This window comes from Pseudomonas sp. KH_046_2 (assembly GCF_057838985.1).
In genome coordinates, this window is the sequence record NZ_CM174480.1 from 2,391,660 (window position 1) to 2,407,500 (window position 15,841).

Here is a 15,841-nt window from a genome sequence, read left to right on the forward strand (position 1 = left end):
AAGGCGGGCGTCTATAGTTGCTGCAAGGCAGCCCGCTGTCATTCGTTGCATTGCGTTCAAATTCGGCAGACCGGTTTCCCTTGGATCTTCGCATCGAAAGCCCGATCTTTTCCCTGGTTGCTATCACGAACTCGCCGCGTCTACTGCCACGATTTGCCGGCTGTTGCAGGTCGATCCTGGCCAGTTCCGGTTTGGTCCGAATGTTGGTGGGGTAGGGGATACGCCTGTGTGATAACGGTTTTTTCCGAGAATTATCGCCAAATAAAGCCGTTTATATAGTGAAAGTCTCTGCTTGATCTTTCTTAGACTGCGCCCCTCCAGCCCTACAACAATTTCAGCGTTACCCACTTTGAGGGAATGAACATGCGAGTTCTGGTGCTTGGCAGCGGCGTGATTGGTACCACCAGTGCCTATTACCTGGCGCGCGAAGGATATGAGGTGGTGGTTGTGGACCGGCAGCCAGCTGCCGCCATGGAGACCAGTTTCGCCAACGCCGGGCAGGTTTCGCCGGGTTATGCCTCGCCGTGGGCTGCGCCAGGCGTGCCGCTCAAGGCCATCAAGTGGCTGTTGCAGCGCCACGCGCCCCTGGCGATCAAGGCCACTGCCGATATCGACCAATACCTGTGGATGGCACAGATGCTGCGCAACTGCACCGCCAGCCGTTACGCGGTGAACAAGGAGCGCATGGTCCGTCTGTCCGAGTACAGCCGTGACTGCCTCGACGAACTGCGGGCCGAAACCGGCATCGCCTACGAAGGCCGCAGCCTTGGTACGACCCAACTGTTCCGCACCCAGGCTCAACTGGACGGCGCCGCGAAGGACATCGCCGTGCTGAAAGAGTCCGGCGTGCCGTTCGAACTGCTCGACCGCGACGGCATTGCCCGCGTTGAGCCGGCGCTGGCCAGCGTCACTGACATCCTCGCCGGTGCCTTGCGCCTGCCGAACGACCAGACTGGCGACTGCCAGATGTTCACCAGCAAGCTCGCCGAGATGGCCGCGAACCTCGGTGTGCAGTTCCGTTTCGACCAGGACATCCAGCGCCTCGACTTCGCCGGCGACCGCATCAACGGCGTGTGGATCGACGGCAAGCTGGAAACCGCCGATCGCTACGTACTGGCCCTCGGCAGCTACTCGCCGCAGCTGCTCAAGCCACTGGGGATCAAGGCGCCGGTGTACCCGCTCAAGGGCTACTCCCTGACCGTGCCGATCACCAACCCGGCGATGGCCCCGACCTCGACCATTCTCGACGAGACCTACAAGGTCGCGATCACCCGTTTCGACAACCGCATCCGCGTTGGCGGCATGGCGGAAATCGCCGGTTTTGACCTATCGCTCAACCCGCGTCGCCGCGAAACCCTGGAGATGATCGTCAACGACCTTTATCCTCAGGGCGGCGATCTGGCCCAGGCCAGCTTCTGGACCGGTCTGCGTCCGACCACCCCGGACGGCACGCCGATTGTCGGTGCCACGCCGTTCAAGAACCTGTTCCTCAACACCGGTCACGGCACGCTCGGCTGGACCATGGCCTGCGGCTCCGGTCGCTTGCTGGCCGACCTGATGGCGAAGAAAAAGCCGCAGATCAGCGCCGAAGGTCTCGATATTTCCCGTTATGGCAGCAAAACCCGGGAGCCCGCAGCGTATGGGGATCCAGCGCCAGTTCAATAGCGTCCCCCAGGCTTTTTGACTATTCGAGCGTATTGTCTGGTAGAGAGATGATCTGAAAAGTGCGGCCACCGCCTGGGCGTGCGCTTGGCGAAGGACTGGCTGCGGGAAATGCCACCTGCCTTACTCCGGGGGAGCGTCTCTGGTTCGTTTGAACGCGCGGGAAACTATTCATTGATTAACGAGAGATGCTCCAGCGCTTCACGAGACCTGGCTTCTGCCTTGCCTCGAAGCTGCAAATATTGAAGGAAGAATTCGCTAATGTATAACGAAGCGAAAATGCTGGCCTATGCCAAATGGCACGAACTCTTGACGGATTCCGAAATCCGGATGGATGCGGAAGAACGGTATGACGGGTTGCTGAAACTTGCTGACGATTATCGATGTAAGGGAATCATCGATATGTCCGAGCGCAACACATTGATCGAAATTGCGACCGCGGCATACACGAGATCAGTAGCAGACCTTTCAACCTAAGGCACCGGATTGTTGTTCCCCGCACTCCAGTAGCATCGCCAAAATCCTCGCTTTGCCAGGGGGACTTCTCAAACTCTAAAATCACGAGTAGTGTAAATGTAATTACATAAATAATAGCTATCTCTACATGAATAATTGGCTGGTTTTGATTCTTGGATTACCCACCGCCAACGCCACTGAGCGCATGCGAGCCTGGCGTGCGTTAAAATCCAGTGGAGCATCAGTTTTACGCGATGGTGCATATCTATTGCCGGATAGAGGCTCTTGTCGCGAAGCGCTAGCCTCTATTGAGCGCGACATCCTGGCCATCAATGGTACTGCCCATATCCTGCCCGTCATCGATCCTGACGGTGAGCGCTTTATCGAGCTGTTCGACCGTAGCGATGACTACAGCAAGCTTCGTGCAGAGATCGAAGAATGCCGTGGGCAGCTAAGCGCTGAAAATGCGCTGACGAAGACCAAACAGATTCGCAAGTTGCGTAAAGCCTACGATCAACTGACCCATATCGATTACTTTCCAGGTAAACCGAAACAGCAGATTGATTCGGCTTTGCTAGAGCTGGAGACAGCGGTTAGCAGAGCCTTGTCTGCTGATGAGCCACACAGCAGCAATCAACCAATAACAACACTCAAACCTGGCGACTATCAGGGGCGTGTCTGGGCAACCCGCAAACGTCCTTGGGTCGACCGACTGGCATGTGCCTGGCTGATTCGCCGCTTCATTGACCGACAAGCTCAAATCCTTTGGCTGGACGACCCTCAGGATTGTCCAGCCGATGCCCTGGGTTTTGACTTCGATGATGCGACCTTCAGCCATGTCGGCAATCGCGTGACTTTCGAAACCCTACAAGCCAGCTTCGAACTTGAAGAGCCTGGCCTGAACCGCATTGCGGCCCTGGTGCACTACCTCGATATCGGCGGCATTCAGCCTGCGGAGGCTGCCGGCATCGAGCGCGTGCTGGCAGGACTGCGCGAAACCATTGCCCAGGACGACCAGCTGCTGACTGCTGCGAGCGCCATATTCGACGGTCTACTTGCCGGTTTTGTGAAAGAGGAACAACCCAATGAGTAAGGTTGTGGAACCTATGGCTGAAGAGGATCTGTCAAGACCGCAAGCAATCAGTTTGCGCGAGGCATTCTGGTTCTGGCTGAAGCTCGGCTTCATCAGCTTCGGCGGGCCGGCGGGACAGATCTCGATCATGCACCAGGAGCTGGTGGAGCGGAGGCGCTGGATCTCCGAGCGCCGATTTTTGCATGCCCTCAATTACTGCATGTTACTGCCAGGGCCTGAAGCTCAGCAGTTGGCGACCTACATCGGCTGGCTAATGCATCGAACCTGGGGCGGAGTGATTGCTGGTGCGCTGTTCGTGCTGCCCTCCCTGTTCATTCTGATAGCTCTGTCATGGATGTACATCGCCTTTGGCGAAGTGCCAGTGGTGGCGGGGCTCTTCTATGGGATCAAGCCCGCCGTGACGGCTATTGTGGTGCAGGCGGCCCATCGAATCGGCTCTCGGGCGTTGAAGAATAATTGGCTGTGGGCGATAGCGGCGGCGTCATTTACCGCAATCTTCGCATTCAATGTCCCATTCCCGCTGATCGTGTCGGGTGCAGCTTTAATCGGCTATGTCGGTGGACGCCTGGCGCCCGAAAAGTTCAGAGTTGGCGGCCATAGCGCCGCCAAAAAGTCTTATGGCCCGGCGTTGATCGATGACGACACGCCATCCCCTGAGCATGCCCGGTTCAGTTGGTTGAAACTGGTGCCGCTCGCACTGATCGGCGCCGTACTGTGGGCGTTGCCAATGGGGATTTTGACCGCCCTCTTTGGTTGGGAAGGCACCTTGACACAGATGTGCTGGTTCTTTACCAAGGCCGCGTTGCTGACCTTTGGTGGAGCCTACGCTGTACTTCCATATGTCTACCAGGGCGCGGTCGGTCACTATGGCTGGCTAACGCCGACGCAGATGATCGACGGCCTGGCTCTAGGAGAGACCACGCCGGGGCCACTGATCATGGTGGTGGCTTTCGTCGGTTTTGTCGGAGCCTATGTCTTGCAAGTATTCGGTGCCGATCAAGTATTTCTGGCGGGAGCTGTGGCCGCCGCCCTGGTGACCTGGTTCACCTTCCTGCCCTCGTTCCTGTTCATCCTTGCGGGTGGCCCGCTGGTAGAGTCGACCCACAACGAACTCAAATTCACCGCACCGCTCACCGCCATTACGGCAGCCGTTGTCGGTGTGATCCTTAATCTGGCGTGTTTCTTCGGCTATCACGTGCTGTGGCCAAAGGGCTTCAGCGGCAACCTCGATTGGCCGTCCGCACTCATCGCCATTGCAGCGGCAATTGCCTTGTTCCGCTTCAAGCGGGGCGTCATCCAGGTGCTGATGGCCTGCGCGCTCGTCGGTTTGGCGGTACATCTGCTGCGCTAGACCGCACGAGTGGATTAACAGTCTTTGGCGGGCACCGGGCTCGCCCCACAAAAGCCCAGCCAGTGCTGGGCTTCTGCCGTTTAGTGGGAGAGGTAGACATTCCTTTGTGGGCGCGATGGCAGCCTCTATCTGGCACCCGACACCGGGTTATGCGGTCAGGCCGATCCAGCCATGAAAACCCACGTACAGGCCCACTCCGATAGTCAGCACGCTGGACAGGTATGGCGCGCGACGAGCTACGGAGCCCAGCCATGGCCAGCGATTGGAGGCCTGTTTGGCACCAATGGCTGCAGCAGCACCCACAGCCACCAAGGTGAGTGCCAAGCCGATGCTGAAGCACAGTACCAGCATGCCTCCTAGCGCCACTTCTTTAACCAGGAGGCACAACAGCAGGACGGTGATGGCCGCAGGGCACGGAATCAAACCACCAGTCAGACCGAACGTTACGATCTGGCCCGTGGTGACCTCACGGTTGGTGAAGCGCTTACGAATGTCGTTGGCATGTGCGCGTTCGTGCGCATCCTGATAGCCATCAATCGACAATTCCAGACCTTCCAGTTCGGAATGCGCGTGCCCGTGGTCATGTTCCTGATACTCAAGATCGTAATCATGAGAGTGGCCCGCATGCCCAAGACTCAAACGAGCGCTGAACTCATGCGGTTCCGGGATATCGACCGCCGACTCCAGGAAGCCATGGCGCTCGACAAAAGAGAACGCTTGAGTGCTGCCGTCCGGGCGGGTCGTCATAAGACGAACATCCGAGGCAGCCCAGGCGTTTCCGCTCAGTGTCTTCAGGCGCCAATGCGGTGGCATACCGTCTTCGAATATCGACAGTTCGACACGGCCATGGCCGGTATCGATCCGATGGGTTTCATCATGATGACCATGGTCATGTTTGCCGTGGTGATGGTGATCACCTTGCTCGAACTTGAACATCTGCTCACCGCGCCAGGTGCGCCACAGCATCCAAAGGGCAATCATGATGATCAGTGCAGAGGACGCAAGCTGGAAGTACGGCTCAGTGGTTTCAGCATCGAGACCTTTGCCCAGGTACATGCCGCCGACGGCGACCAGCCACACCACGGCGGTGTGCGACAGAGTCGCGGCCAAGCCCAACAAAACGGCCTGTTTGACCGAGCCACGGATGGCCACGATGAAGGCCGCCATCATGGGTTTTGAATGGCCCGGTTCCAGGCCATGCAAGGCACCGAGCACAATCGCGCTCGGGAAATACAGCCAGGCGTGAGCCCCGCCTTGTTGTAGCAGTTCAGCGAAGTTGGGCATGTCAGACCTAGAGGTACTTGGTGATTTGCTTGAAGGCTTCCAGCGGTGCGCGCTCGCCATTGCCCAAAGCCGAGACAGTGTCCTCCAGGCAGTGATCGATGTGATCCTGGATGAGCGTGCGCTTGGCCTGGCATATGGCTTTTTCGACAGCGTGGAGTTGCTGGGCAATGTCTACGCACTCTCGACTTTCTTCGATCATGGTGATGATGACGCGTAGGTGGCCGTTCGCACGTTTGAGGCGCTTGATGATCGCCTCGTGGCTTTGGTGAGTATGAGGATGGCTATGTTCGTGTTCACTCATGACTTTCAGTCTCTGGTGCAGGTGTATTACACGGGTTCAAATCCCCCAGGGGGGGATGTGATCAAATGCCCTGTCAACAGACAAGAACCCGAGTGCGACCGGCATTTTTTTGCCATCTCGGCTACTCATTCGAGCGGCCAAGAATGGTTGCCGGAACATGTCAGATTCAGTGCTATCAGATGTCATTTGGCAGGAGAGGGCGGCACTTGGCTGAATTTTTGCTCCGCAGGGGATTTACGTCATATACGGAAATACATATATTCGTTAAACCGTATGTGAGCTGAAACTTCACAATGACCAGCGAAGCCCGTGCCCTGTTTGTCTTGGTCAAAAACAAACACTGAGAACCGATATGGCTGACCCTCTGACACCGACGACTGTTTTCAAATGCCTGGCTGACGACACTCGGGTCCGCACGATGATGCTCATCACCCGTGAAGGAGAGCTATGTGTTTGCGAGCTGACCTGCGCGTTGAATCAGAGTCAGCCAAAAGTCTCCAGGCACCTGGCGCAACTGCGCAGTTGCGGTTTGCTGTCGGACCGCCGGCAAGGCCAATGGGTGTATTACCGACTGCACCCAAACCTCCCCGATTGGGTCCATCAAGTGCTGACCACTGTGCTCGAAAGCAACAAGCATTGGTTGAGCCCTGATGCCAGACGCCTTGATGAAATGGGCGACCGCCCTGAACGGGCACTGGCCTGCTGTGAAAGCTAGATCGCCTGCCTTCGACTACGAGATCGCTCGATGAAAATCCTGTTCCGCTGCACTGCCAATAGCTGCCGCGGCATCCTCTGTGAAGCGGTCTCCCCGGTCGGTGTGGCCCTCTGGTTGAAACGCCGCTGACCCGATGAATCCAAGAGCGCTGTTGCGCAGGACAAAGACTATGTTTGATGACCACATCCCCCCAACTCGATACCGAATCTGAGGATATTTCACCGTGCCTCCTGCCCATATCGAATACATCGGCCAGTTCGACACCCAGTCGAACACCCACTGACAACAGATACAGAGCACAACAACATGACTATCAAAGTTGGCATCAATGGTTTTGGCCGGATCGGTCGCCTCGCTTTGCGAGCCGCCTGGAGTTGGCCAGATTTCGAGTTCGTGCAGATCAACGATCCAGCGGGTGACGCGGCAACACATGCGCACTTGATCAACTTCGACTCGGTGCATGGCCGTTGGAACAACGAAGCCAGCGCCGAAGGCGACAGCGTCATCATCGACGGTAAACGGATCAAGGTCACGGCCAACAAGGCGATTGCCGACACGGATTGGTCGGGTTGCGATCTGGTGATTGAAGCCAGCGGCAAGATGAAAACCGTCGCGGTGTTGCAGGCCTACCTGGATCAGGGTGTCAAGCGTGTGGTGGTGTGCGCTCCGGTGAAGGAAAAAGGTGCGTTGAACGTTGTCATGGGCGTTAACCAGCACCTGTTCGACCCTGCGCAGCACCGCATCGTCACCGCGGCCTCTTGCACCACCAATTGCCTGGCCCCTGTCGTCAAAGTCATCCACGAAAAGCTGGGCATTCGTCACGGCTCGATCACCACCATCCACGACCTGACCAACACCCAAAGCATCCTCGATCAGCCGCACAAGGATCTGCGTCGCGCGCGTGCTTCAGGCATGAGCCTGATTCCAACCAGTACCGGCTCGGCCACCGCCATTGCCGAAATCTTCCCGGAGCTGCGTGGACGCCTGAATGGTCATGCTGTACGCGTGCCGCTGGCCAACGCTTCGCTGACTGACTGTGTCTTTGAAGTCGAGCGGGGCACCACTGTCGAAGAGGTCAATCAGTTCCTCAAGGACGCCTCTGAGAACGAGCTGAAAGACATCCTTGGTTTCGAGGAGCGTCCATTGGTGTCCATCGACTACCGTACCGATCCGCGCTCATCGATCATCGATGCGCTGTCGACCATGGTCATCAACGGCACCCAGGTCAAACTCTATGCCTGGTACGACAACGAATGGGGCTATGCCAACCGCACCGTCGAACTGGCCAGATTGGTCGGGCTGGCAGTCTGAGGAGCGGTCATGAAAGCGTTGTCAGCCCTCGCGCCGCAAGTGCGGCAGTATCTGCTCGTGACGGGCAACTACTGGGCCTTCACCCTCACCGACGGCGCCTTGCGCATGTTGGTGGTGCTGCACTTTCACGCGTTGGGCTACAGCCCACTGCAGATCGCGGCGTTGTTTCTGTTCTACGAACTCTTTGGCGTGATCACCAACCTGGTGGGTGGCTACCTCGGTGCCCGGCTGGGTCTGAACCGGACCATGAACATCGGGCTGGGCCTCCAGGTCGCGGCGCTGCTGATGCTGACAGTTCCGGTAGCCTGGCTGACTATCCCATGGGTGATGGGCGCTCAGGCACTGTCGGGGATTGCCAAAGACCTGAACAAGATGAGTGCCAAAAGCTCCATCAAGCTTCTGGTTCCTGATGGACAGCAGGGCAAGCTCTACCAGTGTGTGGCGATCCTCACCGGCTCGAAGAACGCGCTCAAGGGTGTCGGTTTCTTTCTTGGCGCAGCCTTGCTGGCATTGATCGGCTTCAAAGGCGCCTTGCTGACCATGGGGGGTGTCCTGGGGCTGATTTGGGTCAGCAGTTTGATCTTGTTGAAGAAGGACCTGGGCAAAGCGAAAGCCAAACCCAGGTTTCGCGACATCCTGTCCAAGAGCCGGGCCATCAATATCCTCTCGGCGGCACGCATGTTCCTGTTCGGTGCCCGTGATGTCTGGTTTGTGGTGGCCTTGCCGGTGTACCTGAGTGGTGTCTTCGGCTGGGACTTCTGGAGGGTTGGCGGATTTCTTGCGGCCTGGGTGATTGGCTACGGCATCGTGCAGTCCTTCGCGCCCAACATCACCGGAAAGAAGCGTGGACATGTACCGGATGGTCGTGCGGCATTTCTGTGGGCGCTGGCACTGGCCGGTCTGCCTGCGGCAATTGCTCTCGGGCTCAATACCGGGCTGTCGCAACAGGTGGTGCTGTTGGGTGGATTGATGGTTTTTGGTGCGTTGTTCGCAGTGAATTCGTCGCTGCACAGTTATTTGATCGTGTCCTACGCCAAGGAAGATGGCGTGTCGCTGGACGTGGGTTTTTATTACATGTCCAACGCCATGGGACGGTTGATAGGCACTGTGCTGTCCGGCTGGGTTTATCAGGTGTATGGGCTGGGGGCGTGCTTGTGGATATCGAGCTCATTCGTGTTGCTGGCCGCCCTGATTTCTATCGTCTTACCCAGGCATGCCGAGGCGGCATGAATCGTCAGTCAGCACGACAGAGCATATTCTGTATCAGGTGCCATGCTGCGTTCTGGCGGTCCAGATCGAATCTGTACCGGGCTTGATGGCACATCGTCAGTTCGACAGTTGAGTCTGATACGAGTCAGAAGAGGGATTATTTGCGCTTCCAGTACTTCTGCATTTCCAGAAACAGGAAGGATGCGGTCCATGTGATGAGCACCAGCCCGGTAAGGGCTTGTAGACCGGTCAAGTATTTGAGACTGCCCACAGGCGAAATATCGCCGAAGCCGATCGTTGTGTACGTCGTAAAGGAAAAGTAAACGCAGTCCATCAGCGAACCGTCGAAGTTGCCCGTCAGGCTGCCCCATCTCCCCGAGTGCACCATCAGGTAATAGACCAGCGCAAAGCACCAGACCTCCACCGCGTGGGCCAGGAGTGCGCCGAATACTCCAACTACGATTCTGAAGCGGCTCCACAGCTTGAGCCGGGGTAGCCAATCATTCAGGCGTAACAGACATTCATAGTGGATCACTACGGTGATGATGACCACCAGCGTATTGATCAGTGTGACTGCCAGCATGGTAAGTCTCCAGCGAAAAGGGAGGCGGTGAATCAGTGTATTTCTACGCCAGGAAACCGGAGCCCGGCATTTTTCTTCCTTCCATCCCGCGTAGCCGTTTGTCGCCTTTCACTGGCAGGCCGTATGTGAATTAGTGGATTACGCTGTAATGCAGGCAACGTGAGAACACAAACGGTCACTCATCATGGATGGATCAAGATGAAACTGATTTTGCTTGTACTTGTTGTTGGTCTGTTGGCTTGGAAGTTTTCCCCCTGAATTACAGTCCTGGTCTGAGGCTCGGCTATCGAATCCCCAAATCACCTCTACGGTAGTGGCTGCACCGAAGCCTGTTTCGGCTCCAGTCAAATGCGATGGGCGCAAATATTGCTCGCAGATGAGGTCGTGCGCAGAGGCCAAAAACTTTCTGCGTAATTGCCCAGGCATGGAAATGGACGGCGACTACGACGGGATACCTTGTGAGAAGCAGTGGTGCCGGTGATTATTTGCAGTTCACCGGCAGGCTGGCAGGTGGATTGTGGAAATCTGATGAAGGGCATAAGGCACGCTTTGAAGGTGGGGCACGTTTTATTGGCTCGCCTCGCCAGTTGCGTCACACACTCTCCCCAGAGGTGGCTGGTGGGGGAAGAGTTTGCGGCACGGAGTGCTACGAGCGTTTCGGCAGATCGAGGGCGAATATGGCAGTGCTTCTCCGGGGTAGCAGTAGAGGGCAACTGCGCACGGAAAGAAGACGATAGTTGCCACCATGGCGATGCCTAGGGCTCAGTCCTCGGGATCTTCCTCTTCTTCTGGTTCACACCTGGCAATCAGCTCGGCAATGGTTTCAGCTATGAAGTCCGCATTTGCGGTGATCACGGCCAGATGATCCTCAATACGGATGGACACTTCCGTGGATCCGCGTTGCTTGATCCAAATGCCTATTTCTTCAATGGCGCAACCCAAGGCCGTGATGTTCTGATTGAATCGGCTGAGTAGGGCGGGGGTAGGATCGTCTGGTAGGGGCATGACCGCTTCTCCTGTGTCTAAGAAAAGCGTAGCAGGTAGCAAAAAGCCCGGTGCCGGGTCGGGCTCTCTGTAGATGGGCCAAATCCCTTTGGCTGACTGTATTGTGCTTGGCAGGTGTGACGAAGGCGTGACAGGGCAGATACGAAAGCCCGGTGCCGGGCCGGGTGCCGGCCACTTCTTCATGGTCCCTGGTGGCAGCGGTTGCGATGATCTATGCCTGAATTCCTATGTCACCCTGTGCAGCCTGTAGCGCTCGCTCTTCGGTCAGCGGCATGAAAACCGGCTGCATATCGCTGGCGTGCAGGTAAAGAAAGTAGTGCCCTGAATCGTCTAACAATACCCGGTACAGTTCTGATGACCGAAAGTTGTTACCGATATAAATACTTTCTTTGATGATCTCGAAAGACTTGATCCCATGCTCTCGCATTGTAGTTTCAAAGTCTTCGTAAAGACTTTCTCTGCGGCGTCGATTGTTTCGAGCATTCAGCTTGAAAAAAACCACCCCCAGCACGGCATAGCTGACAAGGAGTATCACAAGGGCGCTAGTCCGCATGGGGGGAGCTCCATGTTCTCTCAATCGCTGTGCATCTCAGTGTAGGCGCGTTTCGAGTGGAGTCTTCAGCTCATACCAAGGTCACGGCGCAAGAAGACTGCCTCGCGGTGTCCTGGTCGCTCGAGTAGCAGAGACAACGACGGAGTACCCTGTGAGGTGCAGTGGTGCCGGTGACAATTCGCAGTTCGCTGGCAGGCTATATGGTTTAATGAGAAAAATTCTCAATGGAGTTGTTGCTATGGAAAAGGCGTTTCGAAATCCGTTGTTTTTAACCGGGCTGCCGCTGGTTGTCTGCGGTCTTGTTATCACCGCGCCGGGCCTTTGGATTCCTGGCCTGGTCTTGATGGTCGCTGGCTGGGCAACGGGGAAGAAGCGAGTCTGACGTCAGCGCCGCGACCCCTTGTAGATGAGCCAGGCCATGTAGAGGGGCGTTGCGATGGCGATAATCATGGTTTTACCATGACCGGATGCGACAGAGGAATGGGTGATTTTTTCGGGTTGGTCTAAGCTTTCGGCTACGGTTCAATGCCGTCTTCGGCGAACCATTTGGCTCAGGCCACCGCTCGAAAGGACTCATATGAATTTCAATATCGTTGCCTTGTGCTTGCTCGCTGTTTTGGCTGGCTGCACAACCGCTGGCCCATATGTCACCAACATCTCAAGCGATGGACGTAACGGCTTGAATATCGAGAAGTGCGCCGTGAAGATGAATGCTTTCATGGGCACTGTCAGCACCACCGAATGTACATCCCAGAACGTTCAGCTCAGTCGCAGCAACTGATTTCAGGTTTGAGTTGGGTTTGTCTCAAGTCAGCTTCCCGCCTTCTGCCAACTCGATCTGATACTTAGCGGCGATTTGCTCGATCTGCGGTGTCGTCAGCTTTTCACTCAGGGCGCGCAGCGTGTTGCACCACGATGCGCAAACGCACGCTGGGGGGAGGGGCTCTGGAGGTCGAGGGGTTATTGGTCGAGCGGGCCGCGTGAGTGCCTGTTGACATCAATGAACGGATGAGCGAAGTTCATTTCATCCTGTCATTTCTATGTGTTTAGGAATGAGCCGAACAAAGCCTCGCCAGAGAAATCTGCCGGGGCTTCGTCGTATTCGGCTTAGGAGAAATACATGTCTAGAGCTCAACGACGACACGATACGCGCCGCATAAAGGCTCGATTTTATTCAAAGCAAAGCGCTTATGAATGCTGGTCAACCAGCGAGAAAAACGCCGGGCTTTTTGCAAACCATGGGAAGGTATGCTCCTGTTGGATGTGCGGCAATCCCAGAAAACAGGGATTGCTCACCATGCAGGAACTGCGAGCTGACCTTCCCATTCAAGAATGAAACAGAACCCGGCCACCGAGCCGGGTTCTTGATTGAGATCGACACGATTTGTTGATCCGCAAATCGAGTCGCGATACTTGAGGCAATGATCAGCCAGGCTGAACTTCAGAGAACCAGTTCGGAACACTGCGCTCCCCTTAACGCCGATCCAGCCAAATCGTCTGTGCATTACAGAATTCACGCACCCCGAAATGCGAGAGTTCCCGGCCGAAGCCGCTCTTCTTCACGCCACCAAAACTGACACGGGGATCGCTGGCGCTATAGCCGTTGATGAACACGCCGCCGGTTTCAAGTTCGTCGGCCATCTGCCGGGCGAGTTCGGCATTGCGCGTGTAGAGGGTGGCGGTGAGGCCGAACTCGCTGTCATTGGCCAGCTCCAGCGCATGGGCTGCATCTCGGGCCGTGATGATTGAGGCCACAGGACCAAACAATTCCTGCTTGAATGATGTCATCTGATCGGTCACGTCGCCGAGTACGGTGGGCTCATAGTAATTGCCGGGGCCTTCAGCCTTGTTTCCACCCAGCAGCAACGTCGCGCCTTCTTCCAGTGTGTCGCGCACCTGTTGATCCAGTTCGTCGCGCAGATCGTAGCGAGCCATCGGGCCGATGTAGGTGGTGGTAGCCAGTGGATCACCGACGACCAGTCGTTGGGTGGCCTCGACGAACTTGCGGGTAAATTCCGCGACAATGCCTTGCTCGACAATCAGGCGTTTGGCGGCAGCGCAGACTTGTCCGGTGTTTTGATAACGCCCGATCACGGCGGCTTTCACCGCCTCATCGAGGTCCGCGTCGTCGAGCACGATAAACGGGTCGGAGCCGCCCAGTTCCAATACGCATTTCTTCAGTGCAGCTCCCGCCTGGGCACCGATGGCCATGCCAGCGCGCACGCTGCCTGTGAGGGTGACAGCCGCGATGCGTGAATCGGCGATCGCCCTGGATACACCTTCCGGGGTGACGTTGATGACCTCGAAAACACCTTCGGGAAAATCCGCTTGCCTGAAAGCATCCTGCAGCAGGTAGGCGCTGCCCATGACGTTTGGCGCGTGCTTGAGCACGTAGGTATTACCGGCGAGCAGTGTGGGGACCGCGCCGCGCAGGACTTGCCAGATGGGGAAGTTCCACGGCATCACGGCGAGAATCGGGCCGAGGGGGCGATATTCAATGCGTGCCTTGCCGCCTTCCACCAAGGTCGGTTCCGGGCTCAGCATGGCGGGGCCGTGTTCGGCGTACCACTGGCAAAGTTGCGCGCATTTTTCAATCTCACCGCGGGCCTGAGCAATCGGCTTGCCCATTTCCTGGGTGATCATGTTCGCCATGGCCTCTGCATTGTTGCGCAAGGCCTGGCCGAGGTTGATCAACAGCTGCGAGCGCTGCTCAACCGGTTTGCCGCGCCAGGCGCGAAATCCGGTAGCGGCCCGCGTCAGTGCGGCCTGTAGTGCTGCATCGGATTCGAAAGGGTAATGGCCGATCTGCTCGCCCGTGGACGGGTTGATCGAAATGGCATGGGTAAGGCTGGATACGTGGGTCATGGCACCGTCCTGCGAGGTGGGAGTGTGCTCAGGTTATGGGGCTATATGTTTTCTGGAAACTGAATAATAATGAGCGTAACGTTCACGTTTGGAGAATGATTTGGATCTGGTCCAGCTCGAAATTTTCAAGGCTGTCGCCGAGCACGGCAGCATCAGCGTGGCCGCCCAGCACATCCACCGGGTGCCATCGAATCTCACGACCAGAATCAAGCAGCTTGAACTTGATTTGGGTGTGGACCTGTTTATCCGCGAGAAGAGTCGCCTGCGCCTGTCGCCGGCCGGTTGGAGCTTTCTGGATTACGCTCGACGAATTCTCGACCTGGTTCAGGAGGCGCGCGCCACCGTGGCGGGTGAAGAACCCCAGGGGGCCTTCGCCCTGGGCTCGCTGGAAAGTACTGCGGCGGTACGTATTCCAGAGCTATTGGCCGCCTATAACCAGAAGCACGCCAAGGTCGAGCTGGACCTGTCCACCGGCCCCTCCGGGACCATGATCGATGGGGTGCTGTCGGGGCGGCTGGCCGCTGCATTCGTCGATGGTCCGGTACTGCATCCTGCACTGGAGGGCGTGCCTGCATTCGAGGAGGAAATGGTCCTGATCGCACCGCTCAACCATGAGCCGATTCACCGGGCCAAGGATGTGAATGGCGAAAACATCTATGCCTTCCGCTCCAACTGCTCCTACCGCCATCATTTCGAAAGCTGGTTCGCCAATGGCGCGGCGGTGCCCGGCAAGATTTTTGAAATGGAGTCCTATCACGGCATGCTGGCCTGCGTCAGCGCCGGTGCTGGCCTGGCATTGATGCCCCGCAGCATGCTCGAAAGCATGCCTGGATGCACGACAGTCAGCGTCTGGCCATTGTCGGAATCTTTCCGCTATTTACGCACCTGGCTGGTGTGGCGCAGGGGGACGGTGTCGCAGAGTCTGACGATGTTTGTGCGCTTGCTTGAGGAGCGCGGGGTGGTGTTGGTCGAAAAATAGTGGAAAGTTAACGGTCTGTGCTGAAAAACCGGATAATGGCGGCCAAATCGTATAGCTCGTTATTCTGGTAAGCACGCATGGAAATCAAGGTCAACTTTCTCGACAACCTTCGACTTGAAGCCAAGTTCGACGACTTCACGGTGATCGCCGATCAACCCATTCGCTACAAGGGCGATGGCTCGGCACCGGGGCCGTTCGATTATTTCCTGGCTTCGTCGGCGTTGTGTGCGGCGTACTTCGTGAAGTTGTATTGCGAAACTCGCAATATCCCCACCGAAAATATCCGCCTGTCGCAGAACAACATTGTTGATCCGGAAAACCGCTACAACCAGATTTTCAAGATTCAGGTCGAATTGCCGGCGGACATCTCCGCCAAGGACCGTCAGGGGATCCTGCGCTCCATCGACCGTTGCACGGTAAAGAAGGTGGTGCAAACCGGGCCCGAGTTTGTGATTGAAGAGGTCGAAAACCTCG

General features: G+C 56.8%; 17 protein-coding genes and 1 pseudogene (1 of these 18 running past the window's edge). 12 read left to right on the forward strand and 6 right to left on the reverse strand.

Annotated elements, in window-relative coordinates; genetic code table 11:
* The first annotated feature begins 363 nt into the window (after positions 1–363).
* From dadA to chrA, 4 genes are all read left to right on the forward strand, one after another.
* Positions 364–1,665, forward strand: a complete 1,302-nt coding sequence (dadA, locus tag AC3IX1_RS10845) for a D-amino acid dehydrogenase (RefSeq protein ID WP_489388158.1) — start codon at positions 364–366, stop codon at positions 1,663–1,665.
* Positions 1,666–1,923: 258 nt separating this feature from the next.
* Complete coding sequence (locus AC3IX1_RS10850) at positions 1,924–2,139, forward strand: hypothetical protein (RefSeq protein WP_489388159.1); 216 nt, start codon at positions 1,924–1,926, stop codon at positions 2,137–2,139.
* Positions 2,140–2,266: 127 nt separating this feature from the next.
* Positions 2,267–3,211 carry a chromate resistance protein ChrB domain-containing protein gene (locus tag AC3IX1_RS10855; RefSeq protein WP_489388160.1) on the forward strand — a complete coding sequence of 315 codons (945 nt, stop codon included), beginning with the start codon at positions 2,267–2,269 and terminating at the stop codon, positions 3,209–3,211.
* Positions 3,204–4,562 carry a chromate efflux transporter gene (gene chrA, locus AC3IX1_RS10860; protein WP_489388161.1) on the forward strand — a complete coding sequence of 453 codons (1,359 nt, stop codon included), beginning with the start codon at positions 3,204–3,206 and terminating at the stop codon, positions 4,560–4,562. Before AC3IX1_RS10855 ends, chrA begins: the two co-directional genes overlap by 8 nt.
* Positions 4,563–4,709: 147 nt before the next feature.
* On the opposite strand, the gene AC3IX1_RS10865 is transcribed toward chrA, so the two are convergent.
* Together AC3IX1_RS10865 and AC3IX1_RS10870 are read right to left on the reverse strand one after the other, a co-directional pair.
* Positions 4,710–5,846: a nickel/cobalt efflux transporter gene (locus tag AC3IX1_RS10865; protein WP_489388162.1), complete on the reverse strand. Its 1,137-nt coding sequence runs from the start codon at positions 5,844–5,846 to the stop codon at positions 4,710–4,712.
* A 7-nt stretch (positions 5,847–5,853) separates the two neighbouring features.
* Complete coding sequence (locus AC3IX1_RS10870) at positions 5,854–6,147, reverse strand: metal-sensing transcriptional repressor (protein ID WP_489388163.1); 294 nt, start codon at positions 6,145–6,147, stop codon at positions 5,854–5,856.
* Between the two features lie 352 nt (positions 6,148–6,499).
* On the opposite strand from AC3IX1_RS10870, the gene AC3IX1_RS10875 reads away from it, so the two are divergent.
* From AC3IX1_RS10875 to arsJ, 3 genes are all read left to right on the forward strand, one after another.
* On the forward strand, positions 6,500–6,862 hold the full coding sequence (locus tag AC3IX1_RS10875; RefSeq protein ID WP_489388164.1) for a metalloregulator ArsR/SmtB family transcription factor: 363 nt from the start codon (positions 6,500–6,502) through the stop codon (positions 6,860–6,862).
* Between the two features lie 306 nt (positions 6,863–7,168).
* Positions 7,169–8,173 carry an ArsJ-associated glyceraldehyde-3-phosphate dehydrogenase gene (locus tag AC3IX1_RS10880; RefSeq protein ID WP_489388165.1) on the forward strand — a complete coding sequence of 335 codons (1,005 nt, stop codon included), beginning with the start codon at positions 7,169–7,171 and terminating at the stop codon, positions 8,171–8,173.
* A gap of 9 nt (positions 8,174–8,182) precedes the next feature.
* Positions 8,183–9,403 carry an organoarsenical effux MFS transporter ArsJ gene (gene arsJ / locus AC3IX1_RS10885; protein ID WP_489388166.1) on the forward strand — a complete coding sequence of 407 codons (1,221 nt, stop codon included), beginning with the start codon at positions 8,183–8,185 and terminating at the stop codon, positions 9,401–9,403.
* 136 nt (positions 9,404–9,539) lie between these two features.
* Here arsJ and AC3IX1_RS10890 read toward each other — a convergent pair whose 3' ends face one another.
* Positions 9,540–9,965 (reverse strand): potassium channel family protein, encoded by a 426-nt coding sequence (locus AC3IX1_RS10890; protein WP_489388167.1) that lies wholly within the window; start codon positions 9,963–9,965, stop codon positions 9,540–9,542.
* A 198-nt stretch (positions 9,966–10,163) separates the two neighbouring features.
* Between AC3IX1_RS10890 and AC3IX1_RS10895 the strand changes: the two are divergent.
* Positions 10,164–10,446: pseudogene (locus tag AC3IX1_RS10895) on the forward strand (excalibur calcium-binding domain-containing protein).
* A 281-nt stretch (positions 10,447–10,727) separates the two neighbouring features.
* Here the strand turns inward: AC3IX1_RS10895 and AC3IX1_RS10900 are convergent.
* Positions 10,728–10,970, reverse strand: coding sequence for a hypothetical protein (locus tag AC3IX1_RS10900; RefSeq protein WP_489388168.1), 243 nt, complete (start codon positions 10,968–10,970; stop codon positions 10,728–10,730).
* Between the two features lie 211 nt (positions 10,971–11,181).
* On the reverse strand, positions 11,182–11,523 hold the full coding sequence (locus AC3IX1_RS10905; RefSeq protein WP_489388169.1) for a hypothetical protein: 342 nt from the start codon (positions 11,521–11,523) through the stop codon (positions 11,182–11,184).
* Positions 11,524–11,761: 238 nt separating this feature from the next.
* Here AC3IX1_RS10905 and AC3IX1_RS10910 point away from each other — a divergent pair, with 238 nt between their 5' ends.
* Entirely contained in the window at positions 11,762–11,905 is a 144-nt protein-coding gene (locus AC3IX1_RS10910) for a hypothetical protein (RefSeq protein WP_489388170.1), read from the forward strand.
* A gap of 195 nt (positions 11,906–12,100) precedes the next feature.
* Positions 12,101–12,304, forward strand: coding sequence for a hypothetical protein (locus tag AC3IX1_RS10915; protein WP_489388171.1), 204 nt, complete (start codon positions 12,101–12,103; stop codon positions 12,302–12,304).
* Positions 12,305–12,996: 692 nt separating this feature from the next.
* Here AC3IX1_RS10915 and AC3IX1_RS10920 read toward each other — a convergent pair.
* Positions 12,997–14,388, reverse strand: a complete 1,392-nt coding sequence (locus AC3IX1_RS10920; RefSeq protein ID WP_489388172.1) for an aldehyde dehydrogenase family protein — start codon at positions 14,386–14,388, stop codon at positions 12,997–12,999.
* Positions 14,389–14,488: 100 nt separating this feature from the next.
* On the opposite strand from AC3IX1_RS10920, the gene ptrR reads away from it, so the two are divergent.
* Both ptrR and AC3IX1_RS10930 read left to right on the forward strand, forming a co-directional pair.
* The gene (gene ptrR, locus AC3IX1_RS10925; protein ID WP_008047600.1) at positions 14,489–15,367 is read left to right on the forward strand and encodes a putrescine utilization regulator PtrR; all 879 of its coding nucleotides are present in this window, start codon (positions 14,489–14,491) and stop codon (positions 15,365–15,367) included.
* A 77-nt stretch (positions 15,368–15,444) separates the two neighbouring features.
* Positions 15,445–15,841, forward strand: partial view of an OsmC domain/YcaO domain-containing protein gene (locus AC3IX1_RS10930; protein ID WP_489388173.1) — the 5' portion only. Its footprint extends 1,808 nt past the window's final position; 397 of the gene's 2,205 nt are visible here — the first part of the coding sequence; the start codon lies at positions 15,445–15,447; its stop codon lies off the right edge, out of view.

What these genes read in the sequence shown, in the direction of transcription:
- dadA (WP_489388158.1), top strand. Translation starts at nt 364, where the DNA reads ATGCGAGTTCTGGTGCTTGGCAGCGGCGTGATTGGTACCACCAGTGCC.
- AC3IX1_RS10850 (WP_489388159.1), top strand. Translation starts at nt 1,924, where the DNA reads ATGTATAACGAAGCGAAAATGCTGGCCTATGCCAAATGGCACGAACTC.
- AC3IX1_RS10855 (WP_489388160.1), top strand. Translation starts at nt 2,267, where the DNA reads ATGAATAATTGGCTGGTTTTGATTCTTGGATTACCCACCGCCAACGCC.
- chrA (WP_489388161.1), top strand. Translation starts at nt 3,204, where the DNA reads ATGAGTAAGGTTGTGGAACCTATGGCTGAAGAGGATCTGTCAAGACCG.
- AC3IX1_RS10865 (WP_489388162.1), bottom strand. Translation starts at nt 5,846, where the DNA reads ATGCCCAACTTCGCTGAACTGCTACAACAAGGCGGGGCTCACGCCTGG.
- AC3IX1_RS10870 (WP_489388163.1), bottom strand. Translation starts at nt 6,147, where the DNA reads ATGAGTGAACACGAACATAGCCATCCTCATACTCACCAAAGCCACGAG.
- AC3IX1_RS10875 (WP_489388164.1), top strand. Translation starts at nt 6,500, where the DNA reads ATGGCTGACCCTCTGACACCGACGACTGTTTTCAAATGCCTGGCTGAC.
- AC3IX1_RS10880 (WP_489388165.1), top strand. Translation starts at nt 7,169, where the DNA reads ATGACTATCAAAGTTGGCATCAATGGTTTTGGCCGGATCGGTCGCCTC.
- arsJ (WP_489388166.1), top strand. Translation starts at nt 8,183, where the DNA reads ATGAAAGCGTTGTCAGCCCTCGCGCCGCAAGTGCGGCAGTATCTGCTC.
- AC3IX1_RS10890 (WP_489388167.1), bottom strand. Translation starts at nt 9,965, where the DNA reads ATGCTGGCAGTCACACTGATCAATACGCTGGTGGTCATCATCACCGTA.
- AC3IX1_RS10900 (WP_489388168.1), bottom strand. Translation starts at nt 10,970, where the DNA reads ATGCCCCTACCAGACGATCCTACCCCCGCCCTACTCAGCCGATTCAAT.
- AC3IX1_RS10905 (WP_489388169.1), bottom strand. Translation starts at nt 11,523, where the DNA reads ATGCGGACTAGCGCCCTTGTGATACTCCTTGTCAGCTATGCCGTGCTG.
- AC3IX1_RS10910 (WP_489388170.1), top strand. Translation starts at nt 11,762, where the DNA reads ATGGAAAAGGCGTTTCGAAATCCGTTGTTTTTAACCGGGCTGCCGCTG.
- AC3IX1_RS10915 (WP_489388171.1), top strand. Translation starts at nt 12,101, where the DNA reads ATGAATTTCAATATCGTTGCCTTGTGCTTGCTCGCTGTTTTGGCTGGC.
- AC3IX1_RS10920 (WP_489388172.1), bottom strand. Translation starts at nt 14,388, where the DNA reads ATGACCCACGTATCCAGCCTTACCCATGCCATTTCGATCAACCCGTCC.